The sequence below is a fragment of the Polynucleobacter sp. IMCC 29146 genome (assembly GCF_021395195.1).
Classification (GTDB): Bacteria; Pseudomonadota; Gammaproteobacteria; order Burkholderiales; family Burkholderiaceae; genus Polynucleobacter.
In genome coordinates this window covers 17,016-41,528 of sequence record NZ_JAJVCR010000010.1, presented here as the reverse complement: position 1 = coordinate 41,528, position 24,513 = coordinate 17,016, and the positions used below count along the sequence as shown (strand labels likewise).

The following is a 24,513-nucleotide window of genomic DNA, read 5'->3' as shown; positions in this document are numbered from 1 at the left end:
TTAGGTTATAGACCACCAGCACCCCAAACCCAAGTACCCAAACTATTGCAGAATCAACCCATGTTGCTGCAATGATTTACTATGGAAAAACTCTCTTTGGTAGTGGACCTAAATTGACAGCAGTTCAGTTAGAGAACGGGCCTAAAAGTAACCTAGCTTAATTAAAACGGTAATTTTGCATCTGGCTTAGCGGCTAACAAAGCCACTTTAAACTCAGCCTGAATACGTTGAATTGCTGCTTCGCTGTCGGCCTCAAAGCGCATTACCACAATTGGCGTGGTGTTAGAGGGCCTGGCCAAACCAAAACCATCAGCATATTCAACCCGCACACCATCAATGGTATTAATCGATTGTGAAGTGGGGAATTTCGCATTCGCCTTAATCGTTTCTAAAATCGTAAAGGGCTCGCCTTCTGCGCATTCCAGTTGCAATTCAGGGGTGCAGATGGCATTGGGCAAGTTATTCAAGGTTTGATTTGGATCTTTTTCTTTGCTCAAAATTTCTAATAAACGCGCGCCAGTATATAAACCATCATCAAAGCCAAACCAGCGGTCTTTAAAAAAGATATGCCCACTCATTTCGCCAGCAAGGGGCGCTCCAGTTTCTTTTAGCTTGGCTTTTACTAGTGAGTGGCCGGTTTTCCACATTAAGGGCTCACCACCATGTTGTTTTACCCAAGTTGCTAAGTTACGGGTGCACTTCACATCATAAATAATTTGCTTGCCAGGATTACGGCTTAATACATCTTTAGCAAAAAGCATCATTTGTCGATCGGGAAAAATGACTTGCCCATCTTTAGTTACCACGCCTAAACGATCGGCGTCACCATCAAAGGCTAAACCTAGTTCATTATTAGTCGTAGCTAAATTCTTAATGAGGTCTTGTAGATTTTCAATATGGGCTGGATCGGGATGGTGATTGGGAAAATGGCCATCGACTTCGCAAAAGAGCTCTTCCACTTCGCAACCAAGGGCCCGAAAAAGGGTCGCAGCAAATGCACCACCAACCCCATTACCGCAATCAACTGCAATTTTCATGGGGCGAGCTAACTTCACATCACTCACAATGCGCTCTAAATACATGGGGAAAATATCGAAATACGAACGCTTACCAATTTCAGCTTGCGGCGCCTGAATAAATTGCTGCGCTTCTATGCGCTGGCGAATAGCTTGAATTTGTTCGCCATAAATTGCCGCACCGCCAAGTACCATTTTGAAGCCGTTGTAATTAGGGGGATTATGGCTTCCCGTAATCATGATTCCAGAAAGGGGCTTGCGACCCTCAATCGTTTGATTGGCGCCAAAGTAGACCATGGGTGTGGCAACCATGCCTAAATCGATGACATCGATGCCCGTTGAAAGTAGGCCTTCAGCTAGGGCCTCGATTAAGTTGGGTCCGGATAAGCGACCATCACGGCCGATGACAATGACAGTTTCACCAAGCTCGCGCATTTGGCTACCAAAGGCTTGTCCAATCGATTTGGCAACAGAGGCATCGAGTGTTTGATCGATGATGCCGCGAATATCGTAGGCTTTAAAAATGGATGGAGATAGTTGCATATTTAATCCAAGTAAAAATGATTTATAGCTATTTTTGTGTATTGATCTTTATTGCGCTTATTCATCTAATTTTTCTTGTATTGGGTTCTATAAATGAAAGATTGTTGCATTAGCTATTGAAAAGATTAATACGCCGCGCTGTAATCGCATCGATATTGGCATCGGCAGCTACTGACACAGAATCTTTGAGTGCTGCTTCAATCGGTTTAGCCAAGACCTTACCGAGCTCTACGCCAGGCTGATCAAAGCTATTGATATTCCAGAGCGCCCCTAGGGTAGTGGCACGATTCTCATAGAGCGCCAAAAGAGCGCCTAGATAAAAAGCATTTAACTTCGGCAGAATCAGTAAGTTACTGGGCCGCTTACCTGGGTAGGTGTTGTTAGGGTTAGCGGTTTGTTTACCATTGGCTAAGGCTTGGGCTTGCGCTAAACAATTAGACAGCAAAATACGATGATGTTCTTTGGCTTCAGGCAAATGACTCATGGGTTCACGAATGGCTATGAAGTCAATTGGGATGACCTCAGTACCCTGATGAAGTAATTGGAAGAAGGAGTGCTGGGCATTGCTGCCAGAGCTACCAAATACAACAGGGCAAGAGAACTTTACGGGCATACCATTGCGGTCAACGCGCTTACCGTTGCTTTCCATATCGAGCTGCTGCAACCACTTTGGAAACCCATCTAATGCATCGGCATAGGGAATAACAGCGAAGGATTTAATATCGTGTTGCTCTTGTTGATAGAGTAGAGCCAGCGCCATAATTACCGGCAAGTTTTCTTCTAAAGGCGCAGATTGATAGTGTTGATCAATTGCCTGCGCACCCGCTAAAAATGCTTTAAAACTTTCAAAACCATATTGCAAGGCAATTGGCAGTCCAACTGCTGACCACACGGAATAACGCCCGCCAACCCAGTCCCAGAAAGGATAAATATTTTCTTCTTTGACGCCAAACGCTTTAGCAGCAGGCACAGCGGCAGTGACGGCAAATAGGGCATTATTAATTTGACTGCTAGTGAGACCGCTATCTTTAAGCCAGCGTACAACGGCTTTGGCATTTTTAGTGGTCTCTACAGTAGTAAACGATTTAGACACAATGATGATGCGCGTACTGTGCGGTAATGCACGTTGCAAAATGCGGCCTAATTCAGCGGTATCGATATTGGCTAAGAAATGCATACGCATGCCCCGAGTTTCAATACCGGGAACATGGGCTAGTGCTTCAATGGCTAAACGTGGACCAAAGTCAGAGCCACCAATGCCAATATGAATGACGTCGGTTACACCCTCCCATTTATTGCATAGCGCTTCAATACGCTGCCAAACATTTGCCACAGCAGGCATGACATCTTTACCATCAACTAATACTGGTTTTTGATCTAAATTGCGCAGTGCTGAGTGCAGTGCAGGGCGATCTTCAGATGTATTAAGGTGCTTTCCAGCAAATAGATCGGCAATGAACTGTTGCAGATTGGCTTTACGGGCTTGAGCAAATAGAGCTTGCCAGCCTTTAGCATCGATACCTTGATAGGCGTTATCTAAGACTATATCTGCAGCGCGAAAGATGGAATTGGGGTTCTCTGAAGCAGGATTTGAAGACATCTCTAGATTTTATCAATAAGTAGCGGGAGAAATGGTTTAAATCCCCCTTAAAGTACTGAAAATGTTACGATTTGTGCCTATTCTTATTAATCAATATGTCTGGAACAGGTAGATGGAGCAGGTTGATTGTGTCGTGATCGGTGCAGGAGTGATCGGCTTAGCCGTTGCACGCGAGATGGCACTTCAGGGGTATGAAACCATCATTTTAGAACGTGAATCCGCTTTTGGTACTGTTAGCAGTGCGCGTAATAGCGAAGTGATTCATGCTGGTATTTATTATCCGAAGGATTCTCTCAAAGCAAAGCTCTGCGTTGAAGGCAATCGACTTTTATATGAGTATTGTCGTAGTCATCAGGTAGCAACTCAAGCATATGGCAAGTTAGTGGTAGCTGCCGATGGTGAGCAAATACATGATCTGCAAAATATTTTGTATAAAGCCAAAAATAATGGTGTGCCCGATGTACGTTTGCTATCAAGTACAGAAGCAGTCAATTTAGAACCTGATCTTAAGTGCACCGCAGCGATGTTATCGACCTCAACAGGTATCGTTGATAGTCATGGTTTCATGCTGTCGCTACTGGGTGGTTTTGAAGATGCGGGAGGGATGATTGCCTATCAATCACCTTTGCTTAGTGCACATGTCGTCAATGATGGTTTTGAATTGGCTATTGGCGGTAATGACGCCATGAAACTACAAACCCGTTTATTAATTAATTGTGCAGGCCTTAGTGCGCCACAAGTTGCCAGCAAAATTGACGGCTTATCAATAGAAAAAATTCCGCGGGCGTATTTTGCTAAAGGGAATTATTTTTCTCTGGCGGGGCGTTCACCATTCAAACATTTGATTTATCCCATTCCTGAGCCTGGTGGTTTAGGCGTGCATCTGACCTTAGATTTAGCTGGACAAGCTAAATTTGGCCCCGATGTGGAGTGGCTTGATATTACTGAAGAGAATCAAATTAACTATGCGGTTGATCAGCAACGAGGCGATAGCTTTTATGCAGCCATCCGGCGTTATTGGCCTGGGCTAAAAGACGGGGCTTTACAGCCAGATTATTCAGGAATTCGGGCAAAAATTGTGCCCCCTAATTCGACTGCCGGCGACTTTATTTTTGATGGGCCCCAGCAACATGGTTTGCCTGGGCTCTATAACCTATATGGCTTTGAGTCACCAGGGCTGACATCATCTCTGGCGATCGCGCGTTATCTTGAGGGTTTGATCGCGGGGTGAGCTGATTAAGTTTTCGGGTTTATTTTCGAATCAAATGGATTGAAAATTGGAACTTTAAAGCGTTTAAAGTCTTTTACGTTTCTAGTAACTACCGTAAGTTCTTTACTTAGTGCGGTTGATGCAATCATGGCATCCTCATTGACCGTATTAGATTCTCGGTGCATTAATGTAGCCCAAATTCGAAATGCCCGCGCATCCATTGGCAATATGTTGTAAAGATTCATTAATTTATTTAGCCAGACACTGAAGTTCTTTGCTTTAAGCGCATCCTGCTCGCGAGTTATTTCTATTCCTGCTTGTATTTCACCGATAGATACTGCTGAGATATATAAATCTGTATCGCTAATTGTTTTTAACCATGTAAGTACACCTCCATGCGGCTTTACTTTTCTCAGCTCAGAAATAATATTGGTATCAAGTAAGTACATTCTTTAAATTTGAGTTAACTTACGGCGTTGCAACTGACCGCGCTTAGGTAAAGGTAATTCAGCTCTATCCTGATCAGAAAGCAGTAAGTCTTTAAGGGTGGGGCGAGCCGATTCCCTTAATGCATCCCATTCTTGGATGGTAATAAGCACAGCGGCTTTAAGCCCGCGTTTGGTAACGACTTGGGGACCATCACTTAGGCAGGCATTTAAAAATTCGCTAAATCTGGCTTTAGCATCCTGTACAGCCCAATTACTTTTCATATAAAAAACTCCAAATGACTAGTTATCTGACTAGTTTACCTGATTCTATGAGCCAACTCATCCCCCCACTTTTAGGCTTATTTGCTTAAGTTCCTTATAATCCCAAGCAAAGGAAGCGTGGCAGAGCGGTTGAATGCACCAGTCTTGAAAACTGGCGAGGATGAAAGTCCTCCGTGAGTTCGAATCTCACCGCTTCCGCCAAATAAATATAGCCCAATTTAGGGCTATATTTATTTGAGGATTTCGTTGAGATGAGAACGGAGTTCGACCACGAGCTAGGCGAGTGGCGGCGGACACTAACTTTGCAGAGCAAAGTTGGGTGGTAGCCAATCGAACCGCTTCCGCCAAATAAATATAGCCCAATTTAGGGATATATTTATTTGCCTTAATCGACCACTTCAGTGCGCCAGCCTATACATAGTATTTTGCTCAAGGGGGGGGACCCCCTTAGTGAACTTTCCAGACTTGAGGGTGGCTTACAACCCCTTCGGATGCTCCAGTGCAACTAGCTCTGGCATGACATCGACTGTCATCAGACTATTGGCGGTTTCTGTCGTGGCGTTAAGCCATTCTTGGAAGAATTCAGGGCGTAGCACTACAGGCGTTCTTTTTTCTTCACCTACCTTATGGAATTGCTGCATCACCAAGTGCTGATCTGCATTAATAGTGAGCATGCTAAATGAGACCACCAGTTCACCTGACTCCTTATCTGTCCACGTATCCCAAATTGAGGCAATGCCCATTGGTTCAGTATTAGCGGCCTTTATTTCCCAGCGCACAGCTTTGCCACTGGCATAGGAAGGCTCAAAGAAGTTATCGACCAAGACTAAGCAGTATTGCCGTTTTCGCCATGGTGTGCGGTAACTAGGTTTCTCAGCAACAGTTTCAGCTCTGGCGTTATATGTATGTCTACCAAAGGTCTCATCTTTAGCCCAATGCGGAATAAGCCCAAAGCGAGCTAATCCACAGGCGATTTGAGTCTTGTCATTACGTAATACGATTGGAGCAGGGTAGCTAGGGTAAGTTTCAATAGGATAGTGGGAAGGCAAGTCCACATCAAAGTGTTCTTTAGTCCAAATGCTATTTTGGGTCGGCGTGAAGTTGGTACACATAGCAAAATCATAAGCTACCCTTAGCGGTTTGCCAAAACCCAGATACCCCCCCCACCCACCTTTACTAACAAGTGCGTCGTGAGGCGGGCTTACATATCCACTACCGGGGGCCTGCCAAGCCTTGGAACCGCTTACCTAAAGAGATCAGCGCCAAACTGTGAATCGCTACCATTTATCGCTTAATAAAGTTTGCATAGATTCAGACATTTCATATACGCTAGACACTGCTAAATTAAGATCATAGGGTTGTTTTTCTTTTTCAGCCCGTAGCCTAAGCTTTTCCTCGTGAAATTCCAATACTTCTTTTGGAAAAGGCATATTGCCCGGGTCCAATATTCGAAGGCAACCATCAACATCTCTGGCTGGCATGACTTTGCTCTTAACCCACTTATTTGGAGACCAGGGAATATCTAAGATCCCTGCCTCAAAAGCCCTGACAGACCCGATGGCGACATCACCATCTCCCATTTCCAATACTTTATTTACGATTGGGCGTACCTCACCCTTAATCAAATTCACTTCATTTTGAAATTCAGGCATGGAGTCTAATTTAATATTTCTAGCGAGATAGATAGCCATTCTTGTCATTCTTAAGCCATCAGCGTTAATTTTCGGAGTTGGTATACCAAAAGCCTCGTGTAGTGTTTTAGTAGTTACTGAACTTGCCCCAGAAATAGCTGCGAGCGTACCGCCGTAACTTACTAAAGATGCTGCTTGAGCCTCATCTTGTGGCCAAGCTCCCATCCAATGTAACAGTGTGATTGGAGTAAATACGTCGTGGTAGCCTTTGATGCTGAGGTATTCCTGACAGAGCTCCTTACAGGCTTTCACTGCTGCTGCGTCTTGTATGAGATGTAGTGTTTCACCCATCTCTAGTCCATAATTCTTGACGCCTTGAGCTGCAGCAAGTAGTAAATCCAGTATTGCAATAATGATTGCAATTGAGGGCGGTATATTGGTGCCAGTTAAAAAACTTGGTTGGCGACGATGTAGCTCTACACCATGATCTAGGTACATTGCAGAAAGTCTATCTAAGTACTGATAGTTCTTAATGCCATCCTCGATAGATAACTCTTTAATATAGGAGGTGGTGTAGGCGATACCAGATCCCAGGTAGCCTGTATACCCAGCTGCAAAACCAATCTCCCCAGTTAACTTAGGCATAGTTGTGCCAGTTAACATAATTGCAGGCTTGTCGATTGCATCAATGAGTTCACTCGCTTTTGCAACCCCATAATTTACTATTGGGTAACCATTTAATAGTGAGCGTCCTAATTTTTCAGATTCATCAACCCCTTTTTGAGCTAGTGCAAATTGTTCATTGCGAGTGTAACTATCAGTTGTGGTTGGGACGATATCAGCCAATCCTTCTTTATCTATGATTTGCATCAGCTCTTTTTGATCTTTAAAGGTGCCAAATCCACCGCGAGGTTGGACCAAGCATCTGCCTTTAGCAACTGCTTTTCTCATCACAATATCAAGTCTTTTGTGATCAGGTAGTGATTTTTGCCTTTCTAGAGCACGCTCAAAATCAACATCTGATCCCGTTGGCCATCTCAATAGATTGGCTTTACGCATTTCAAGAAATTCAGATTCATCAATTATTTTTTCGGATATGGAGGCTTCGTTGCTCATAATAATTTTTTTCTTTATTTACTGTTAGTGAGATGCTCTATTGCTAAGTTGAATGCAGCCTTTGGGTCAACTTGACTTAAAAGACCACATGCAAAGAGGATGTAGTCCCGGTCAATCAAAATTTGAGGCGATATTGGTCTAAGGGAGTTAGGCTCATCTGAAGATGAGAGAGTAAATTTGAGGAGGGATATGGGATCTTTGCTATGCGCGATAACCCCACCAGTACCGATGAGAGTTTTAATTTGAGTCAGATCTTTACCATCTTGTGCTGTCACTGGTCCAGTAGCGGTATAAACAACCTCAACTGAGCCGCAATGTCTTTTCATAGCAATTTTTAATGCAGTACTAGCAAGTGCACTATCTAAAGCGATCTCCTCTGGACTTTGAGGAACAGAATCAGGATTGTTTGATAGGTAGTTGATCATTTCAATAATCTTTTCACCATGAATATTGCTTAGGCTGACTAACTCATCAACACCAATAGTCTCTAGAATAGTAACTGCGTTATGGCGCATTCCTAAGTCACCTTCCACAGTTCTTTTAACGCGGGTCTCAGGCAGCCCTCGCTGAATAACACCTTGCGCCGACGGGTTTCCGGTGGCAATGGAGTGCACGTCTGTTGTAGCACCGCCAGGATCAATTACCAGCAACTCGCCGAGCCCAGTACTGTCGTTATAACCCTCTGCTATGAGGCGTGCTCCCTCCATTACGGCTGATGGGGTTGGCATAAGCAGATGATCAAATTGACTTTTTGCTTTATCGATACCCTTTGCATGGATGATGCGATTGATAAATATATCCCGAATAGCCGCTCTTGCGGGCTCGATATTTAGTATATTAAATACTGGCATAACATTTTCTGTCACTACAAGATTTTTATGTACAAATGCATGATTTACTTCATCCACTGCAGACCGATTGCCAGCATAAATAAATGGGCAATCTAAGGAGCTCTCGCCCAGCTTTTTTGCATTATGGATAACAACTTGAGAATCCCCTCCATCTGTTCCGCCAGCAAGTAGGATGATGTCTGGATTTAAGTCAATGATCTGTTTTAGATCTGTAGAGTTGAGTTTGTTAGCAAAAATACCAACCAATTTTGCACCAGCACCAAGCGCAGCACGCTTGGCTGCCTCAACGGTGAGCTCTTTAATTAATCCAATCGTAATCATTTTTAGTCCGCCAGCAGCGCTACTCGAGGCGAGGCGATATTTGAAGGGAGGAAGGCTACCAAGACTATTTTTTAAGCTATTGAGGGCCTGTTCCATACCAACATTAATATCTGACGTAACAGTAGAGGGTCCTTGACTGGAGCCAAGGATTTTTGCCTCATCTAAATTAATGGCTCTTAATTTGGTATAGGTACTACCAAAATCTATCAAGAGGGCGAACTCACTCATGGGATCAGCATCATCTTTTAGTTATTGTTTTCCAAGGTCCTGCTCTAACCAAGAAAGAATGTCTTCTAATCTAGTTCCTGGTGGAGCAGCCCTATCAAAACCCATATCTAAGAAAATAGCGTTGACTTCATCCCAAGACCGCTTTCCAACCACAAGGTTACCTCCCACATACAGCAAAATACCATCAAGGCCAGCTTCAGTACATAAGTTACGAAAGCCTCGACAGTCTAATTCTCCCTGACCATATAAAGACGACACCAGAATTGCATCCGCTTTAGTTTCAATGGCAGCTTTTACAAAATCCTCAGCAGGTGTTAATGCACCTAGTGAGATGACTTTATAGCCAGCCTTCTCTAAAGCCATAGAGATAATTCTATTTCCAACAATGTGGGTATCTGATCCTATGACGCCAGTAACAACCGTTTTCTGCGACATTTCTATTTTCCTGCTTTAGCCGTTAGTTTTTTGAAAATCATGAGCTCATTTTCAAGAAAAGTATTTGCTTCAGTCATTGGGATGTAGCTATCTGGTATCGCATATTGCTCTTTTAAGTAAGTAATAAATTCAGTAGTGGTTGATAATTTATTTAGTGAATTTGCAAGCACTAGTAACTTTTTAGGATCCACACCCTTTTTTGCAACAATCGAACGTGTTTGAGGCAATAAAATATCGTATCCATAATCGCTTGATACGGGTATATCAGCAAATGGAGGAGGAAGTCTCTTTGATGCGAAAAAAATCAGAGGACGCAGTTTTTTAGCCTCTAGGTGACCTTTGATATCCCCGGCTTGTTCATACAAAAGTTCTACTTGATTGCCAAGTACTGCCACATAACGTTCTGATGGTTTTGGATAAGGGATGCTAACCAAATTAACACCCTTTGTCCCTAAATAATTTACAGTAGATTCATCAGGGCTATTGGGGCCTGTAATAGCAACATTGATTGAATTTGGCTTTAGTTTTGCTGCAGCAACTAAATCATCCCAGGATTTGATAGGGCTATCATAGTTTATGAAGAGGCCTGACGGCTGGCGAATCAGAACTGCCAAGGGTATTACATCATTATAGGTGAATGTTGATTTAGGAAAAGCATCTAAGGAAAGAGTGTCACCAGTCATAACCCCTATAGAATAGCCTTTCGCTCCATTTTGGATCATTTTATTGAGGCCAATACTGCCGGTTGCCCCTGGAACATTTTGAACAGTAACGTTAGTTTTTAAATCGCTTTCAAGCCATCTTGCAGCCATTCTTCCCATGATGTCTGCTCCACCTCCAGGCCCCCAGGGAACAATCAACTCGATTGGACCTGCTGGATACACTTCTTGAGCGTAAGCAGGATTTATATGGAATAGTGAAACGAGAGGTAATACAAGGGCATAAATGCCTTTTCTAAAATTTTTCATCATTAGACTCCTTCAGTTTTATGCTACTTTTAAAAGAAATTTACCTAAAGTTGCTCGAGATTCAAGCAATTCATGGACTTTTTGAATTTCGGATAGTGGATATACATCATGTATCGAGACGCGTAACTTTCCGTTGGAAATCAAAGAGAAAATTTCACTCATTCTTTGATTTATTACTTCAGAGTTTGGAATGTAGTCTGCCAGATGTGGGCGAGTGAAGTAAATAGAGCCAGCTTCCGCTAGAGCTAGTGGCGCAATACCTGCTACTTGGCCAGAGCTTGCCCCAAACATAACGCATAAACCCCTCTTTTGCAGGCATTGAATGCTTCTGTCGATAGTGTCTTTACCAACGGAATCAAACACAACATTGACGCCCTGATTTTCAGTAATTCTCATTACCTCTTTCTGAAAATCTAACTCGCGATACAGAATAGTATGATCTGCCCCTAATTTCTTTGCAATTTCTGCCTTCTCTTCACTGCCAACAGTAGTGATCACAGTGGCGCCTTTGAGTTTAGCTAGTTGTATTGCAAGCTGACCCACTCCACCAGCGCCCGCATGAATCAAGCAGGAGTCATGATTTTTTAGAGCATATGCGGAATTAGTAAGGTAATGTGCCGTGAGGCCTTGAAGCATTAATGCTGCGGCATCATTGCTATGCACTGTTTCCGGAATTTTGACGAGTCTCCATGTAGGTACTGCGGCATATTCTGCATAGCTTCCTCTAGAGAGGCAATATGCGACTCGTTCTCCCAATTTAAATCCCTCAATATTTTTACCAAGCGCATGAATTGTCCCAGCACCCTCCATGCCAACAGTCATAGGTAAGGGCGTTTGGTAAGTATGGGATTTTGCATATGACCCATTGCGCATATACACGTCCATATAATTAATTCCGGAGTATTCTAATTTGACGACTACCTCATTTTCCTCTGGAGTTGGTATAGGAATATCTTTTTCTAGTAATTTATCTGGCCCACCGAATTCATCAATTTGGATCGCGCGCATTTTTTCCTCGATTAGTAATATTGCTTAGATGAAATCTGAAATTGATTGATTAAATTTAAGTCAATATTGGGCAGGTAGCCGGGTTCAAGTGAGATGCAACCATCTTTGAATTGAAGAGGATTTTGTAGGACAGAGGAGACCGGCTTCATAAAGCCATTCATTTCACCAGCATTGGTAATATGTGTTCTTGCAGCTAGTGCTTCCATCCAACAGCCGATTTCGCCTGCAACGCCATTACCGAGAACAGGCTTCATCCCAAGATTAGATATGAGAGAAATGGCACTGGTTAAGTTTTTATAGGAACCAAATTTCATAAGCTTGACCTTAATATAGGTGGCGATATTCAAATCTGCCGCTCTCTGAATATCTTCAAGCCCATAAATTGACTCATCGAGCATCATCGGAACATTCGCAATTTTTGAAATTGCCAGAGCTGAATCCCAATCATCGGCATGACAAGGTTGTTCAAACAGCTCTATTCCTGCCGGATTTAGTTGTTCAATAAATCTGATAGCCTCAGATCTCGAGTAACCTTGGTTACCGTCGAGCCGAATTTTTGCCCGCCCCCTCAAGATTTTTTGAACATTCTTCACTTTCAAACTATCTTTATCTACATCAAATCCAACCTTAACCTTGAGGGTGTTGAATCCGCTAGATAAGAGGCTCTCGATTTCAAGTTCAAGATCTTCAAGAGATTCAGAATTAACTACCCCGAGTATGGGAATGGAAGTATCGGATTGATTGAGAAATACACCTTGATATTTGGCCACCTCAATCGCTGAGGCAAGGGCTGTAACTGTAAAAGGATCGCTTACCAAATATTGATCTAGAAGTTGTTGATTTGACTCATCGGATTGCCCTACCAAATTTTTTGCAAGTTCTTGAATTAAATCCCAGCTACCTGCAATAGTCTCCTGTGTATACCCAGTAAGAATGGTAGCTTCACCGAATCCATGATTTCCATTGGCATCTGTAATATTGACGATCAATGTATCAAAATGTGTAACAGGCCCAAAAGCAAGTTTATAGGGCACCTTCAAAGGTAGCTCAAGCCGATGGAGAGTAATGTATTCGAGTGATTTCATTTTAATTCATATTAGCTACTTTGATATGGGTTGACAATCGGCTGTTTCCTGCTCATTTGGAACTTTAAAATGCTAAGCATATGTTTTTATTGGATTATTTTGTGATCATCAGTTTACATTGGGGTTACAATCAATCAATAAGTCATATATATGAATATTTACTTTGAGATTTCTTTTGAGTTGATGCTAGGTAATGGTTAAAACATCTGAGTTCGCATATAAGCGGGTTAAGTACGCGATCACAGAATTGCTACGTCAAAATAAGTGGCGCCATAACCAAGCTATATCAAGTGAGCCGATTTTGGCAGCCCGCTTTCAGGTCAGTATTGGAACAATTCGGCAGGCCATTAATGAATTGGTTGCAGAAAATATCCTCGTAAGAGAGCAAGGCAGAGGCACATTTGTTATTAGTCATACGCCTGATTACATGCTAAATGTGTTTTTTAGAATCGAAAGCTCTGAAGGAGTGCGTGAATTGCCTAATTCGAAATTGCTTTCCTTTGAAAAAATACGCGCTACTCAATTCATTGCGAAAAAACTATCAATTAAGCCCTATGAAAAAATTTACAAAGTGAAGACTTTGCTTAGTTTTAAGTATCAGCCTGCAATAGTCGATGAAATCTACTTATCTGAAAAAATGTTCCCAAATTTAAGCGAAAGTTTTTTTTCAGATAGGAATGAAACGCTTTATGGCTTATTTCAGAGGGTATATGGCATTACAGTTTTAAATATCAGCGAAACAATTGAGGCGATTCCTGGTAATAAACACATATCAAAACTACTGAAACTAAAAATTAATCTACCTATTTTATGTGTTAAAAGAGTTGCTTACGCCTATAAAGGAAAGCCGGTAGATATGCGCATTCGCTATATCCATTCTAGTAAATATCGTTACTTTAATAATTTAGGTGGAGGTTAGATCTATCAAAATGCAATTGGTCGGCTCAATAACTAGCCCTTTTTCAAGAAAAGTAAGAATTTGTTTTATTGAAAAAGAGATTCCTTACAATTTGCTTATTGAGGATGGGTGGAATATCCATACCAAGCTTCATAAAATTAATCCGCTAGGTAAAATACCTTGCTTGACTCTTCCTAATGGTCATCCTATATTTGATTCATCTGTCATAGCTGACTACATTGATGGCATGAGCGAAATCACGCCATTACTCCCTAAGTTAAACTTAGATAAAGCCCATGTAAAGACTTTTGAAGCCATAGCTGACGGGCTTTTAGACGCTGCCATTTTGGCACGCCGCGAAAGAATATCTAGACCCTTAGCAGAGCAAAGTGAGGCATGGATTGAGAGGCAGATTAGTAAAGTCCAAGTATCTTTGCAGTATTTATCTAACTCAATAGGAACCTCAGGGTATTGCTATTTAAATCAGTTCACGATTGCTGATATTGCTATCGGGTGTGCACTAGATTGGTTAGACTTTCGCCTTCCTGAAATTACATGGCGAATGGATTACCCCAATTTAGATATTTATTTTTCTCGCTTAAGCTTAAGGCCATCTTTTCTGCTAACAGATCCACGTAAAGCTAATACTTGAGTATGAGTTTGTGGAGTTTTGTAATATGTGTAAATTTGCATCCAAAATTGACCCACCATTGGCATTTAACTTTAATCCACTCAAGTGATCAGGTTGTTTTTCGCTAGCGGGCTATTTTAAACAGATCATGTTGCTCAAGATGGTTTAACTGAGCCAGCTTTCTGAATTGCTCTTTTAGAGCATTTCGATTGGCGCCAGTCATTCGAATAACGACACTGATAGCGATTCAGAGTGGCATGGCCCGATTTAAACAAAAGATCTTGTAGGAGTAGGTTTCAATAAGGATATAATTGTAGTAACATATCTACATTACCTGATTTTAGGAGCTACCATGACCATTACTACCGTCTCTAGCCGTCAATTTAACCAAGATGCTAGCGGAGTAAAAAAAGCCAGCCAATCTGGCCCAGTATTTATTACTGATCGAGGACGGCCTGCTCATGTTTTATTAACTTATGAAGCGTATAAAAATATATGCGGGAAAGAAGCCAAAATTGCCGATTTATTAGCACTAGTTGGGGCTGAAAATATTGATTTTTTGCCTTCAGGTAGTCGGGATATCGCTAAACCAGCTGAATTTTTCTAATGTATTTAATCGATACAAATGTAATTTCTGAAATTCGTAAGATTCGTTTTGGAAGTGCCAACAAAAATGTAGCGAAATGGGCTGATGATGTAGATGCTCGAGAACTATATCTTTCTGTTATCACAGTTGAAGAACTGGAGATTGGCGTTTTATTACTAGAGCGACGAGACCCAAAACAAGGCGCTGTTCTAAGAGCTTGGCTTGATCATCAAGTTTTCCCTGCATTTGAAGGGCGCATATTAGAAATTGATATGGCCATCGTTTTACGTAGTGCGCATTTACATGTACCAAATCCAAAGCCATTAAGAGATGGCTTAATTGCCGCAACTGCATTAGTTCATAGTATGACTGTGGTGACGCGCAATGTAGAGGATTTTAAAATGGCTGGGGTAAAAATTTTTGATCCTTGGCAATAAGTTATCGCTGATCTTATTAAATGAGTTGAGACTTGCTAAGTCGAGCCTACAATCTTTGACCTACAAATAATCTAAATACCAACTCCAGGGTTGGAATTTCAAAGTGGTGTGTAAGAAAAATCTACAGATTTCAATTTGCATATAAGAGCGCATCAAATGCCAGCCCTAATTTTTAAATTTAGATGTTCATCTTGCAGCGCACCATCTACACAGAGTCATTTGACTTCTATTGATAGCTATGTATAGTGATCAAATCATATCTTCGGGTTGCCTTAGCGGCCCACTAGGCCTCTTGCTCAGGACCTTGAGCATTTAAGGGGGATGTAAGAAAATTAATCTATTGATATCATTTCTAATACCACAATAATCGAATAAAAAATTTAAGCCATGAATGTACTAGAGGCAATCAACCAGAGAAGATCTATTAGGGCTTTTCTCGATAAACCAATACCAGAAAAAACAATTTTAGAGATATTGAAAATTTCTAGTCGCGCGCCTTCGGGATCAAATACTCAACCTTGGCACGTTTATGTTTTACAGGGTGAAAAATTGAAAAATCTCACTCAAGAGGTATGTCAAGTATATAAATCTATTCTGCATGAACCAAGGCTCATTGAGAATTTTAAATCTTGGTACAGCTACTATCCAGAAGAATGGATAAGCCCCTATATAGATCGGAGAAGAGAAAATGGCTGGGGTCTTTATAGTTTGCTGGGGATTCAAAAAGGCGATAAAGCTAATATGCATGCTCAGTTTTTGAAGAACTTCACCTTTTTTGGGGCGCCTGTAGGCCTGTTTTTTACTATAGATAGAAGTTTGGGCCGCGGTTCATTTTTAGATTATGGAATGTACCTTCAAAATATTATGTTAGCTGCAAAGGAATTCGGGTTAGACACCTGTCCGCAGGCTGCCTGGAATGAATATGCAAAATTTATTATTCCAATCATAGGAAGTGGTACCAATGAGCTACTAGTTTGCGGCATGGCTCTTGGCTATATGGATAAATCAGATAAAGTAAATGAATACCTATCCCCCAGGGAAGATCCTAGTCAATTTATCACTTGGTTGGCTTGATGAGTCTAGCTTCACCAGGACGTTTTGATCCGCAAAAATCTGTAATACGTCAGCGTTTTGAGTCAGATACTCTTTTGGATGATTTAATGCTCATGCCAGAACAACTCAGAGCCCGATTTTCTTCAGATATTCCTTGGATACCAGAAGAGACCGATGAGAATAAGCACATTAAAGCAAGCTCCATCTTGGAAAAAAAACTGTTAGATGGTATAGAGGCACGGGCAGCTGTTCTGATACCTATTATTTTTCGAAAAAATGAGCCTATGATTCTTTTGACAGAGCGATCCCAACATCTATCTTCGCATTCTGGGCAGATTAGTTTTCCTGGGGGTAGGTTTTCAAATGCAGATCGATATTTGGTTAACACTGCAAAACGGGAGACCGTAGAAGAGATTGGGATCAAAGATCAGGATATTGAGGTGCTCGGCACTTTTCCTGAATATTGCACAATTTCTGGTTATCGAGTTACCCCAGTTGCCGCTCTTATTAATTCTCAATCAACATGTAAGCCGAATTCCGATGAGGTAAAAAGTATTTTGGAGTTACCTATGAAATATTTGCTAAATCCTAGAAATTTTATTTTGAGATCATGGGAGAGCGATCAAGGTCGTAGACACTTTTACTCTATTGCATTTGAAAACTATTTTATATGGGGCGCAACTGCAGCTATATTGAGAAATTTTTACTCTTTTCTGGTTACAGCAAAAAGCTAACTTAAGATTATTCAGCGGGCTGAAAACTAGTCCTTGCGTGTGCATCCAGCGAAGAATTAAACTTTCTAAGAAGATTAACAAGTGTTATGAGTTCAGTTTCTGTTAATCCAGAGGCCAGCTTCTTGTAAGCCGCATTAATATGTTTTTGAGATTCTTTAAATAAAATTTGACCATCAGAAGAAAGAGTGAGTGAATAACTTCTTTTATCAGAGAGGTGCGCAGATCTTGAAATTAGACGCCGACTTTCCAAGTCCCTTAGTACTCTAAGGGTAGTCACCTTATCAAGCCCTAATTTTCGACCTAAACGAGATTGATCAATGCCGGGGAGAGTATGAAGAACAGTCAAGATTCCATATTGAACTGGTGTCAGTTTAATACCTTGACATTCTTGTTCAAAAATTGAGATTGATATTTGGTGGGCACGTCTTAGTAGGAACCCTGGACGATCATAGAGAAGATGTAATGCGTTTGGATTTGATAGTGGCATAAACTATTTTGAAAGATTAATCAGATATTTTAACTGCCCCTTCTTTTGCAAGTTTTGCCCACTTTTCAGTGTCCTCTATATACCAACGACTAAATTCAGCCCCTTTTCTTGGAACTGGCTCAGCCATTACTGAAGAAAGTTGCTTCATGACTTCGGGGGTTGTTAGTGCCGCCAATACCGCCTCTTCTAGCTTATTTTGTATTTGTGTAGGCGTGGCAGAAGGAACAAATATCCCAAACCAAGTCCCGACATCAAAACCAGGATAACCCAATTCATTTAAAGTTGGCACATCAGGTAAGGCGCTAGATCTTTTTGAGGAGGTGACTGCAATAGCCCTTACTTGACCTGCATTTACTTGCGGTAGGGCAGAGCCCATAACATCAAACATATAAGTAATTCTTCCGGCAATTAGATCAGGATAGGCGGCACCACTGCCTTTATATGGAATGTGAGCCATATTAGTTTTTGATTTGCTTTTAACAAGCTCTCCAAACAGATGGCTACCTGTAGTGGGCCCTGCAGAACCAAAGTTAACATTACTCTTTTTTGCTTCATTAATTAAATCATCAAAATTTTTGATATTTGATTTGCCAGAAACCAATAGTAGACTAGGCAATGTAGCGATGCCTGCTATTGGTTTTAAATCAGATCTAGGGTCAAAATTTAATTTCGCAAAACTCACACTAGTCGAGAGACTTAGGGACGCAAACAATAAGGTGTATCCATCTGGCGCACTTTTAGTAACGAACTCAGCTCCAATATTACCGCCTGCGCCAGGCTTCAACTCTGTGAATACAGTTTGCCCCAATGCTTGTCCCATTGCGATAGATATGGGTCTTGCTAATACATCGGCCGAACCTCCTGCGGCATATGGGACAACCATTTTTATTGGTTTGTTAGGAAAATTTTGCGCACTTACATCAATTGAGAGTAAGAAAATTAAAACCGTTGTTGACCAGATTGATAGTTTCTTTTGCATGGCTTATCTCTTTTTTTAATTTTTTTATAGTTAGCTCGCTAACAAGATATTTGTATATTAGGGTTTTTACTATTTTTCTCTACCACAAATTAAGTTAGTATGCTACCTAATATGTCAAATAGAAGCCCTATTAATGCATCTTAATGCGCCAAATCAGCTAAATGCAGCTAGCCTTTTTGTAGCTTCTGCCCACCGTTTTGAGGCAAAAATTGCACTTCGATCTGCTAGTGAAGAAAGGACGTATTCACAATTAGAGGACCGAACAAGCAGAATTGCGCAAGGCCTAATAAATGCCGGTCTTCATCCTGATGACAGAGTAATTCTCATGGCACCCAATGGCATCCAGTTTATCGAGGCATGGTGGGGCATTGTTAGGGCTGGAGCGGTTGTGATTCCAATTAATGCGCTCGCTACAAAAAATGAACTTGTAAATATTCTCAATACATCAAAGGCATCTGGAATCATTATTAACAGTAAAGACCAAGTTAGCCTATGCAATGAAATCCGAAAAGTTTTTCCTGAAATGATCATCATTGCGAATGCGAGCGATACAAAACTGGGAATATTGGCGCTTGAAGACATAGTGCAAACATCGCCCCAACTTGAAAAGTTTATTAACAGAAGTCTTGAAGACCCCTGTGCAATCTATTTTACTGCTGGAAGCACAGGGCAACCCAAGGGAATCGTTAGATCGAATCAAAGTGTTGTTTGGGGGCTTGGTATGCTGGCTCGAACATTATCTTCAGAAGATATATTGCTGGCTAGGGCACCAATGGCCCATACCGGTGGCTCGTTGACAGGCCCCTTTGCTATCCTAATTGCCGGTGGTTCACTCATCATTCCTAGCAATACTTCAGTTGAGTGCATTATGGATGAAGTACAAAAAAATCAAGTGACACATTTATACGTGCACCCTACGATTTTTGCTAAAAGAATGCTTCAATATCTCGAAGAGAATAACTGCAATTTAAGTCATATAAAAAAATTGCAATGGACTGCAGGCCCTTTACCAGAATCAATTAGGAATAAAATTTTTAAAATTTTTCCTAAGATACCATTTGAAGTTACCTATGGAATGACCGAGGCAAGCAATATTGCTTCTTTCGAGTATTTACCCGATGATCCGTTACGATCTATCAATGCAAGTTGCGTGGGCTATCCTTTACTGGGAGCAGGCATTAGGATTATGAATGACCACGGCATTGAAATGCCACGCGGAGTAATTGGTGAGATTCAAATATTTACGCCAACTGCATTTACGTGTTACCTAGGGGATGTAGAAAGTGCTCAGCAGTCGATTACCGAGGATGGCTGGTTTCATACTGGCGATACTGGGCATTTTGATAAAAATGGGGCCCTCCACCTTGATGGCCGCTCTAGCGAAATCATTAATACTGGGGGAATGTCGGTGCAGCCAGCAGAGGTTGAAAATGCTATAGCTGAGCATGATCAAGTCATTGACGTCATAGTGTTTGGTAGACCGCACCCTGAATGGGACGAAGCGATAACAGCTGTAGTTATTTTAAAAGACCCCAATTCTCCAGATATAAAAATAGACTTGATGGAGTTTTGTAGACAAAAGTTAGCAGCCTATAAATTACCAAAGAATATTTTTATTACCACCGAGCTTCCTCGTAACGCAAGTGGAAAAGTTGATAAAAAAAGAGTGGTAAAAATTGTTTTGGAACTAGAAAAATCCATTAACCAGGAGGAGCAATGACCCTAAACGCCAAGTTTGAAACCATATCTATTTCTACCAAAGATAAGGTTCTTGAATTATCCCTTAATAGGCCCGATCAATTAAATGCCATAAATGCTTTATGTAGAGATGAATTGCAGTCTGTTTTCAATGCGTTTAGAGATAGCGCAGATTTACAAGTCATCATTATTACTGGTGCGGGAAGAGCATTTTCTGCTGGGGCAGATCTCAAAGATGGAAGTGTAGATGAAAGCGTGATTGATTCAGTCGAGTCTAGATGGTCGGGTGATTTTCGGGTCGCTCTTGCCAATACCGGGAAGCCCTCCATTGCTGCGGTAAATGGTTTTGCTTTAGGTGGAGGTTTTGAATTAGCATTGGCTTGTGACTTTCGTTTAGCTTCGGAGGCCGCATTCTTTGCGATGCCTGAGATTACTTTTGGGTCTATTCCAGCTGGAGGGGCAACTCAGAGGATTGCTCAACTAGCCGGCCCATCTATTGCAATGGAATTGATATTGATGGGGGAGCGCATTGATGCCATGACTGCATTACGGCTCAATTTAGTCAATCGTGTCTTACCCCCTGAGGAACTAATGGAGGAGGCTCGTTCCTGGGCTGGCAAGCTTGCTGCCAAAGCCCCGCTCGCAATTAAATATGGCCGTGAAGTCATCCTAAAAGGTTTGGATTTGCCTATTGCAGAGGGAATTCGCTTGGAAGCATATTTGGGTGGACTTCTGCGAGCAACAGAAGATCGACTAGAGGGTAGGGCAGCAATGCTTGAAAAACGTCCGCCTAAATTCAAGGGTCGCTAATTCATTGGATTTAATTTAATTGATTATTTGAGGAGAGGTAAAGGTGAAACCAACAAAGAATATTAAAGAACGTCAATTGTTCCGCAAAGGTAGCGAATTATCGGATGATGCTAAAGCAATGGTTGTAAAGATGCTTACGGTTCAATTGCAATCAGAGTATGCGGATGCGCCTGACCGTTCCGGTTCAATTTGCCCAACAGTAGAAGATAAAACTTGGCTTGATTTTCAGATAGCACAAGAAAAAGCTCATGGACTTGGCGTGGCCAAAGTATTGGAAGACATGGGCGTTGACCCTGGACCATTGATTAAGCAAGCAGAATCATCTGTGATGGAGGGTGACCGAAAGTTGGATTACTTCAAAATTCAAATGAAGGATTGGGTTGAGCGCTCTATGACTCGGGTTTTGGCTGAGCGAACTGGCGGTATTCAGTCAATTGGTGGATTGGGTTCTAGTTTTATTCCTTTAGCGGTATGGAATGCAAAAAATTATGTTGATGAAGCTCTGGGCCACACCAAAATGGGGGTAAGTTACGCAAAGCGCCTGGTTGAAGAGGGAAGTTCGCAAGGCTGCCAGGAAGCAGTAGATAAGTTTTACCCATCCTGCTTAGATATTTTTGGTGGTGTTGGTACCCCAAATGAGAAACGCTATCTTGATCTAGGAATTAAAACATTAACTAATAACCAATCTCGCGCACTTTGGGTTGAATCACTTGAGCGAGATTTAAAAGCGCTGAATTTAAAAATTCCTGATGCAAGATGGAAGGGTATTAGATCAGATTACCCTCCTGAAGAAGTGAATGCCTTTGATATGTTTCTTGAAGTGACTGACTTGCCGGCTGACCGACATCAACTTGCAATACGCTTACTTTCTGGATGGCTTTCAGCTAAATATGCGCGCCAAAATGAGATGGCTGTGTTTGTTGCGCCAACGCCTAAGTTAAAGCATGAGGTGGCTTTGCAGATGTCAGCAGATCGTGCTGCTGGTCTGGCCATAGCTAAAATGCTACGGAAGCTGAAGGTTGATCCAAATCCATTGGCGGATGAAGCTGAGCGTACGCTTACTGGTAGTAAAAATAAGGTTGAATTTTTAAAGCAGAAATTACCAAGCTCTTGGGTTGGAATTGCTGTGCAACAGTTAGTTGCAGCCCGTGTGACACAAGCTGCAACTTTGGCTACATTTGGTTCTTCATTAATTCCATTGGCCGTTTGGTCTGGAGTTCACTATGACGAACAAGAGCGCCTTGCAGAAACTTGGCTTAGTCGTATTAAATATATCGCCCCTTGGGAGATTCAATCTTTAGGGCAAGAGGCTTTAGACCAATGCTTCCCATACGCTCTAGATACATTCGGAGCCGATGACTCTTTTAATGAAACTGCATATTTCGAAGCAGGCTTAAAAACAGCTTCTAATAATACTATTCGAGGGATCTTCGTTAAGATGATTATCGAAGATTTGCAAAGCGTAGGGTTAAAAATTCCATCCCTAACTCAAGGTATACGAAAAACTTATTCGAATGGCTAATCCATTATCCAGCTGGTAAAAGATGAAAAATCAAATTTATATTAATGGGAAATGGTTAGATTCAAATTCTGATCTAACTATTCCGGTTTTGAATCCCACTACAGGTGGAATACTTGCAAATATTCCAGCCGGTAATTTGATCGATGTAAATATAGCGGTTGATGCAGCTTATCAAGCTTTTCCTGCATGGTCCAAAAAGACTTCGAATGAGCGCGCTGATTTACTCGACCGAGTCACAGAACTTTTGTTAGCTAAAAGCGATTTATTCGCAGAGATGATTACAAGTGAAGTAGGCATGCCTCTCAAGCTCTCAAAAATGATTCAGGTTGGTAATGCCATAGGCAGCTGGAAACATTACGCTCAAATCGCTAGAGAATTCAAGTATGAGGAGTCAGTTGGGAACTCATTGTTGATTTATGAGCCCATTGGAGTTGTAGCCTGTATTACCCCATGGAATTTTCCGTTGATACAAATAACTCATAAGATTGCGCCTGCCTTAGCTGCTGGTTGCACAGTTGTACTAAAGCCCTCTGAATTAGCCCCATTAAATGCAATTGCTTTGGCTGAAATCATTCATGAAGCAGGATTTCCTCCGGGGGTATTTAATTTGGTCATGGGTAACGGCCAAGATGTGGGCGAATCATTGGTATCAAATCCCAAAGTCGACATGGTATCGTTTACCGGCTCTACTAGAGCTGGCAAGCGAGTTGGAGCAATAGCATCACAGTCTATTAAGCGTGTAGCTCTAGAGTTAGGTGGTAAATCGAGTTCGGTTGTTTTAGATGATGCCGATTTAACTAAAGCAATTAAAGGAACTTTGAATTCTTGCTTTTTAAATTCTGGACAAACCTGCTTAGCTCACACGCGTTTATTGATTCCCGAGAGTAAATATGAGGAAGCAAAGACTATTGTCTTAGCAGCAGTCGAGAAAATGAAGATTGGTGATCCCTTTTTAGAGGGGACTCGTCTTGGCCCAGTTATCTCATCCGCCCAAAAAGATCGCATTAGTAATTACATTGCTACGGCAAAAAAAGAGGGTGCAGAAGTTATTGTTGGTGAAGCTGAAATACCAAATGAGTTGTTGAATGGAAATTTTGTACAACCAACTGTGCTTGGCAAGGTGGAGCCAGATAATACCGTTGCGCAAGAAGAAATATTTGGTCCCGTCCTTTCGATTATTACTTACAAAGATGAAGACGAGGCCTTGGAGATTGCAAACAATACTATTTATGGATTAGGAGGGGCTGTTTGGTCCAATGATATTGATCGAGCAATGCAATTTGCGCGTCATATGCGTACTGGCCAAGTTGACATTAATGGGGCCCCCTTTAATACTCTGGCGCCATTTGGTGGCTATAAGCAGTCTGGAAATGGAAGAGAATACGGGCTTTATGGTTTTAAAGAGTTTTTCGAAATAAAATCCATCCAACAGGAAATACAAAAATGACAACTACTCCACAATTAAATACAGATAGTAAAGTTCCCGATAATGTAATGAATTTACCCTGTGTAGGACAGGGCTTTTATTGGCAAGATATTGCTATAGATCAGGAATTTAGGACATTCCGAAGAACAGTTACTGAGACTGACTTGGTCAACTTCATCAACACCACTGGCATGGTTGAAGCAATCTTTATTGATAAAGATTTCAGCAGTCAAACTGGGGCAATTACCGGCAGGGTTGTTCCTGCAGCCCTCACATATTGCTTAATTGAAGGTCTTCTTTTCCAATCAATGATTCAGGGTACTGGCTTGGCAATGCTTGAACTTGTTCAAAAAGCAGTTGCCCCAACTTTTGTTGGCGACTCAGTTTGGGCAATCGTAAAGATCATTGGTATTCGTCCAACTTCTAAAAATAATCGAGCGATTGTTACATCATTAATTAATGTTTTTAATCAGGATAATGTTTTAGTACTAACGTACACAGCAGTTAGAATGTTAGCTGGAAGATAGGTT

At 41.6% G+C, this 24,513-nt stretch carries 25 protein-coding genes and 1 tRNA gene; 13 read left to right on the top strand and 13 right to left on the bottom strand.

The genetic code is table 11. The features are described 5' to 3' along the window. Positions 1 to 161: 161 nt before the first annotated feature. Together LZT22_RS11165 and pgi are read right to left on the bottom strand one after the other, a co-directional pair. On the bottom strand, positions 162 to 1,559 hold the full coding sequence (locus tag LZT22_RS11165; RefSeq protein WP_233925324.1) for a phosphomannomutase/phosphoglucomutase: 1,398 nt from the start codon (positions 1,557 to 1,559) through the stop codon (positions 162 to 164). 109 nt (positions 1,560 to 1,668) lie between these two features. Then, a complete protein-coding gene (gene pgi / locus LZT22_RS11160) occupies positions 1,669 to 3,159 on the bottom strand; it encodes a glucose-6-phosphate isomerase (RefSeq protein WP_233925323.1) in 1,491 nt (496 codons plus the stop codon). Between the two features lie 112 nt (positions 3,160 to 3,271). Here pgi and LZT22_RS11155 point away from each other — a divergent pair, with 112 nt between their 5' ends. Further along, positions 3,272 to 4,390 carry an NAD(P)/FAD-dependent oxidoreductase gene (locus tag LZT22_RS11155; RefSeq protein ID WP_233925322.1) on the top strand — a complete coding sequence of 373 codons (1,119 nt, stop codon included), beginning with the start codon at positions 3,272 to 3,274 and terminating at the stop codon, positions 4,388 to 4,390. A 5-nt stretch (positions 4,391 to 4,395) separates the two neighbouring features. Here LZT22_RS11155 and LZT22_RS11150 read toward each other — a convergent pair whose 3' ends face one another. Together LZT22_RS11150 and LZT22_RS11145 are read right to left on the bottom strand one after the other, a co-directional pair. Next, a complete protein-coding gene (locus LZT22_RS11150; protein WP_233925321.1) occupies positions 4,396 to 4,818 on the bottom strand; it encodes a type II toxin-antitoxin system VapC family toxin in 423 nt (140 codons plus the stop codon). A 3-nt stretch (positions 4,819 to 4,821) separates the two neighbouring features. Then, positions 4,822 to 5,079, bottom strand: a complete 258-nt coding sequence (locus LZT22_RS11145) for a type II toxin-antitoxin system Phd/YefM family antitoxin (protein WP_233925320.1) — start codon at positions 5,077 to 5,079, stop codon at positions 4,822 to 4,824. 111 nt (positions 5,080 to 5,190) lie between these two features. On the opposite strand from LZT22_RS11145, the gene LZT22_RS11140 reads away from it, so the two are divergent. Next, positions 5,191 to 5,280: transfer RNA gene (locus LZT22_RS11140), tRNA-Ser, on the top strand. Between the two features lie 275 nt (positions 5,281 to 5,555). On the opposite strand, the gene LZT22_RS11135 is transcribed toward LZT22_RS11140, so the two are convergent. From LZT22_RS11135 to LZT22_RS11105, 7 genes are all read right to left on the bottom strand, one after another. Further along, a complete protein-coding gene (locus LZT22_RS11135; protein ID WP_233925319.1) occupies positions 5,556 to 6,191 on the bottom strand; it encodes an SOS response-associated peptidase in 636 nt (211 codons plus the stop codon). 165 nt (positions 6,192 to 6,356) lie between these two features. Next, positions 6,357 to 7,826 carry a methylaspartate mutase subunit E gene (locus LZT22_RS11130; RefSeq protein ID WP_233925318.1) on the bottom strand — a complete coding sequence of 490 codons (1,470 nt, stop codon included), beginning with the start codon at positions 7,824 to 7,826 and terminating at the stop codon, positions 6,357 to 6,359. A 14-nt stretch (positions 7,827 to 7,840) separates the two neighbouring features. Next, positions 7,841 to 9,226: a methylaspartate mutase accessory protein GlmL gene (gene glmL, locus LZT22_RS11125; RefSeq protein WP_233925317.1), complete on the bottom strand. Its 1,386-nt coding sequence runs from the start codon at positions 9,224 to 9,226 to the stop codon at positions 7,841 to 7,843. 21 nt (positions 9,227 to 9,247) lie between these two features. After that, a complete protein-coding gene (glmS, locus tag LZT22_RS11120; RefSeq protein ID WP_233925316.1) occupies positions 9,248 to 9,661 on the bottom strand; it encodes a methylaspartate mutase subunit S in 414 nt (137 codons plus the stop codon). A gap of 2 nt (positions 9,662 to 9,663) precedes the next feature. Then, positions 9,664 to 10,629: a tripartite tricarboxylate transporter substrate binding protein gene (locus LZT22_RS11115; RefSeq protein ID WP_233925315.1), complete on the bottom strand. Its 966-nt coding sequence runs from the start codon at positions 10,627 to 10,629 to the stop codon at positions 9,664 to 9,666. A gap of 18 nt (positions 10,630 to 10,647) precedes the next feature. Then, complete coding sequence (locus tag LZT22_RS11110) at positions 10,648 to 11,637, bottom strand: quinone oxidoreductase (RefSeq protein WP_233925314.1); 990 nt, start codon at positions 11,635 to 11,637, stop codon at positions 10,648 to 10,650. 11 nt (positions 11,638 to 11,648) lie between these two features. Next, complete coding sequence (locus LZT22_RS11105) at positions 11,649 to 12,722, bottom strand: mandelate racemase/muconate lactonizing enzyme family protein (RefSeq protein WP_233925313.1); 1,074 nt, start codon at positions 12,720 to 12,722, stop codon at positions 11,649 to 11,651. A 193-nt stretch (positions 12,723 to 12,915) separates the two neighbouring features. Between LZT22_RS11105 and LZT22_RS11100 the strand changes: the two genes are divergently transcribed. The 6 genes from LZT22_RS11100 to LZT22_RS11075 all read left to right on the top strand — a co-directional run bounded on the left by LZT22_RS11100 (position 12,916) and on the right by LZT22_RS11075 (position 17,061). Continuing rightward, complete coding sequence (locus tag LZT22_RS11100; RefSeq protein ID WP_233925312.1) at positions 12,916 to 13,641, top strand: GntR family transcriptional regulator; 726 nt, start codon at positions 12,916 to 12,918, stop codon at positions 13,639 to 13,641. 10 nt (positions 13,642 to 13,651) lie between these two features. Further along, positions 13,652 to 14,272 (top strand): glutathione S-transferase N-terminal domain-containing protein, encoded by a 621-nt coding sequence (locus LZT22_RS11095; RefSeq protein ID WP_233925311.1) that lies wholly within the window; start codon positions 13,652 to 13,654, stop codon positions 14,270 to 14,272. Between the two features lie 331 nt (positions 14,273 to 14,603). Then, a complete protein-coding gene (locus LZT22_RS11090; protein ID WP_233925310.1) occupies positions 14,604 to 14,858 on the top strand; it encodes a type II toxin-antitoxin system Phd/YefM family antitoxin in 255 nt (84 codons plus the stop codon). Continuing rightward, positions 14,858 to 15,274, top strand: a complete 417-nt coding sequence (locus tag LZT22_RS11085) for a type II toxin-antitoxin system VapC family toxin (RefSeq protein ID WP_233925309.1) — start codon at positions 14,858 to 14,860, stop codon at positions 15,272 to 15,274. The genes LZT22_RS11090 and LZT22_RS11085 overlap by 1 nt, the downstream gene beginning before the upstream one ends. Before the next feature lie 387 nt (positions 15,275 to 15,661). Then, positions 15,662 to 16,348: a nitroreductase gene (locus tag LZT22_RS11080; RefSeq protein ID WP_233925308.1), complete on the top strand. Its 687-nt coding sequence runs from the start codon at positions 15,662 to 15,664 to the stop codon at positions 16,346 to 16,348. Continuing rightward, the gene (locus LZT22_RS11075) at positions 16,348 to 17,061 is read left to right on the top strand and encodes a CoA pyrophosphatase (RefSeq protein ID WP_233925307.1); all 714 of its coding nucleotides are present in this window, start codon (positions 16,348 to 16,350) and stop codon (positions 17,059 to 17,061) included. The genes LZT22_RS11080 and LZT22_RS11075 overlap by 1 nt, the downstream gene beginning before the upstream one ends. A 7-nt stretch (positions 17,062 to 17,068) precedes the next feature. Here the strand turns inward: LZT22_RS11075 and LZT22_RS11070 are convergent, their stop codons facing one another. Together LZT22_RS11070 and LZT22_RS11065 are read right to left on the bottom strand one after the other, a co-directional pair. After that, the gene (locus LZT22_RS11070; RefSeq protein WP_233925305.1) at positions 17,069 to 17,548 is read right to left on the bottom strand and encodes a MarR family winged helix-turn-helix transcriptional regulator; all 480 of its coding nucleotides are present in this window, start codon (positions 17,546 to 17,548) and stop codon (positions 17,069 to 17,071) included. Between the two features lie 16 nt (positions 17,549 to 17,564). Continuing rightward, complete coding sequence (locus LZT22_RS11065) at positions 17,565 to 18,527, bottom strand: tripartite tricarboxylate transporter substrate binding protein (protein WP_233925303.1); 963 nt, start codon at positions 18,525 to 18,527, stop codon at positions 17,565 to 17,567. A 133-nt stretch (positions 18,528 to 18,660) separates the two neighbouring features. Here LZT22_RS11065 and LZT22_RS11060 point away from each other — a divergent pair, with 133 nt between their 5' ends. Genes LZT22_RS11060 through LZT22_RS11040 form a run of 5 tightly spaced genes read left to right on the top strand, consistent with a single transcriptional unit; the run spans position 18,661 to position 24,510 of the window. Then, a complete protein-coding gene (locus LZT22_RS11060) occupies positions 18,661 to 20,247 on the top strand; it encodes a class I adenylate-forming enzyme family protein (protein ID WP_233925301.1) in 1,587 nt (528 codons plus the stop codon). Then, positions 20,244 to 21,035, top strand: a complete 792-nt coding sequence (locus tag LZT22_RS11055; RefSeq protein ID WP_233925299.1) for an enoyl-CoA hydratase/isomerase family protein — start codon at positions 20,244 to 20,246, stop codon at positions 21,033 to 21,035. Before LZT22_RS11060 ends, LZT22_RS11055 begins: the two co-directional genes overlap by 4 nt. Positions 21,036 to 21,078: 43 nt before the next feature. Beyond that, positions 21,079 to 22,557, top strand: a complete 1,479-nt coding sequence (locus LZT22_RS11050; RefSeq protein ID WP_233925297.1) for a hypothetical protein — start codon at positions 21,079 to 21,081, stop codon at positions 22,555 to 22,557. A 22-nt stretch (positions 22,558 to 22,579) separates the two neighbouring features. Continuing rightward, positions 22,580 to 24,004: an aldehyde dehydrogenase family protein gene (locus LZT22_RS11045; protein WP_233925296.1), complete on the top strand. Its 1,425-nt coding sequence runs from the start codon at positions 22,580 to 22,582 to the stop codon at positions 24,002 to 24,004. Continuing rightward, entirely contained in the window at positions 24,001 to 24,510 is a 510-nt protein-coding gene (locus tag LZT22_RS11040) for a MaoC family dehydratase (RefSeq protein ID WP_233925295.1), read from the top strand. Before LZT22_RS11045 ends, LZT22_RS11040 begins: the two co-directional genes overlap by 4 nt. Positions 24,511 to 24,513: the final 3 nt, after the last annotated feature.

What these genes read in the sequence shown, in the direction of transcription:
- LZT22_RS11055 (WP_233925299.1), top strand. Translation starts at nt 20,244, where the DNA reads ATGACCCTAAACGCCAAGTTTGAAACCATATCTATTTCTACCAAAGAT.
- LZT22_RS11115 (WP_233925315.1), bottom strand. Translation starts at nt 10,629, where the DNA reads ATGAAAAATTTTAGAAAAGGCATTTATGCCCTTGTATTACCTCTCGTT.
- LZT22_RS11130 (WP_233925318.1), bottom strand. Translation starts at nt 7,826, where the DNA reads ATGAGCAACGAAGCCTCCATATCCGAAAAAATAATTGATGAATCTGAA.
- LZT22_RS11095 (WP_233925311.1), top strand. Translation starts at nt 13,652, where the DNA reads ATGCAATTGGTCGGCTCAATAACTAGCCCTTTTTCAAGAAAAGTAAGA.
- LZT22_RS11155 (WP_233925322.1), top strand. Translation starts at nt 3,272, where the DNA reads ATGGAGCAGGTTGATTGTGTCGTGATCGGTGCAGGAGTGATCGGCTTA.
- LZT22_RS11150 (WP_233925321.1), bottom strand. Translation starts at nt 4,818, where the DNA reads ATGTACTTACTTGATACCAATATTATTTCTGAGCTGAGAAAAGTAAAG.
- LZT22_RS11075 (WP_233925307.1), top strand. Translation starts at nt 16,348, where the DNA reads ATGAGTCTAGCTTCACCAGGACGTTTTGATCCGCAAAAATCTGTAATA.
- LZT22_RS11110 (WP_233925314.1), bottom strand. Translation starts at nt 11,637, where the DNA reads ATGCGCGCGATCCAAATTGATGAATTCGGTGGGCCAGATAAATTACTA.
- pgi (WP_233925323.1), bottom strand. Translation starts at nt 3,159, where the DNA reads ATGTCTTCAAATCCTGCTTCAGAGAACCCCAATTCCATCTTTCGCGCT.
- LZT22_RS11060 (WP_233925301.1), top strand. Translation starts at nt 18,661, where the DNA reads ATGCATCTTAATGCGCCAAATCAGCTAAATGCAGCTAGCCTTTTTGTA.
- LZT22_RS11135 (WP_233925319.1), bottom strand. Translation starts at nt 6,191, where the DNA reads ATGTGTACCAACTTCACGCCGACCCAAAATAGCATTTGGACTAAAGAA.
- LZT22_RS11040 (WP_233925295.1), top strand. Translation starts at nt 24,001, where the DNA reads ATGACAACTACTCCACAATTAAATACAGATAGTAAAGTTCCCGATAAT.
- LZT22_RS11090 (WP_233925310.1), top strand. Translation starts at nt 14,604, where the DNA reads ATGACCATTACTACCGTCTCTAGCCGTCAATTTAACCAAGATGCTAGC.
- LZT22_RS11145 (WP_233925320.1), bottom strand. Translation starts at nt 5,079, where the DNA reads ATGAAAAGTAATTGGGCTGTACAGGATGCTAAAGCCAGATTTAGCGAA.
- LZT22_RS11045 (WP_233925296.1), top strand. Translation starts at nt 22,580, where the DNA reads ATGAAAAATCAAATTTATATTAATGGGAAATGGTTAGATTCAAATTCT.
- LZT22_RS11085 (WP_233925309.1), top strand. Translation starts at nt 14,858, where the DNA reads ATGTATTTAATCGATACAAATGTAATTTCTGAAATTCGTAAGATTCGT.
- LZT22_RS11100 (WP_233925312.1), top strand. Translation starts at nt 12,916, where the DNA reads ATGGTTAAAACATCTGAGTTCGCATATAAGCGGGTTAAGTACGCGATC.
- LZT22_RS11105 (WP_233925313.1), bottom strand. Translation starts at nt 12,722, where the DNA reads ATGAAATCACTCGAATACATTACTCTCCATCGGCTTGAGCTACCTTTG.
- LZT22_RS11080 (WP_233925308.1), top strand. Translation starts at nt 15,662, where the DNA reads ATGAATGTACTAGAGGCAATCAACCAGAGAAGATCTATTAGGGCTTTT.
- glmS (WP_233925316.1), bottom strand. Translation starts at nt 9,661, where the DNA reads ATGTCGCAGAAAACGGTTGTTACTGGCGTCATAGGATCAGATACCCAC.
- glmL (WP_233925317.1), bottom strand. Translation starts at nt 9,226, where the DNA reads ATGAGTGAGTTCGCCCTCTTGATAGATTTTGGTAGTACCTATACCAAA.
- LZT22_RS11065 (WP_233925303.1), bottom strand. Translation starts at nt 18,527, where the DNA reads ATGCAAAAGAAACTATCAATCTGGTCAACAACGGTTTTAATTTTCTTA.
- LZT22_RS11070 (WP_233925305.1), bottom strand. Translation starts at nt 17,548, where the DNA reads ATGCCACTATCAAATCCAAACGCATTACATCTTCTCTATGATCGTCCA.
- LZT22_RS11165 (WP_233925324.1), bottom strand. Translation starts at nt 1,559, where the DNA reads ATGCAACTATCTCCATCCATTTTTAAAGCCTACGATATTCGCGGCATC.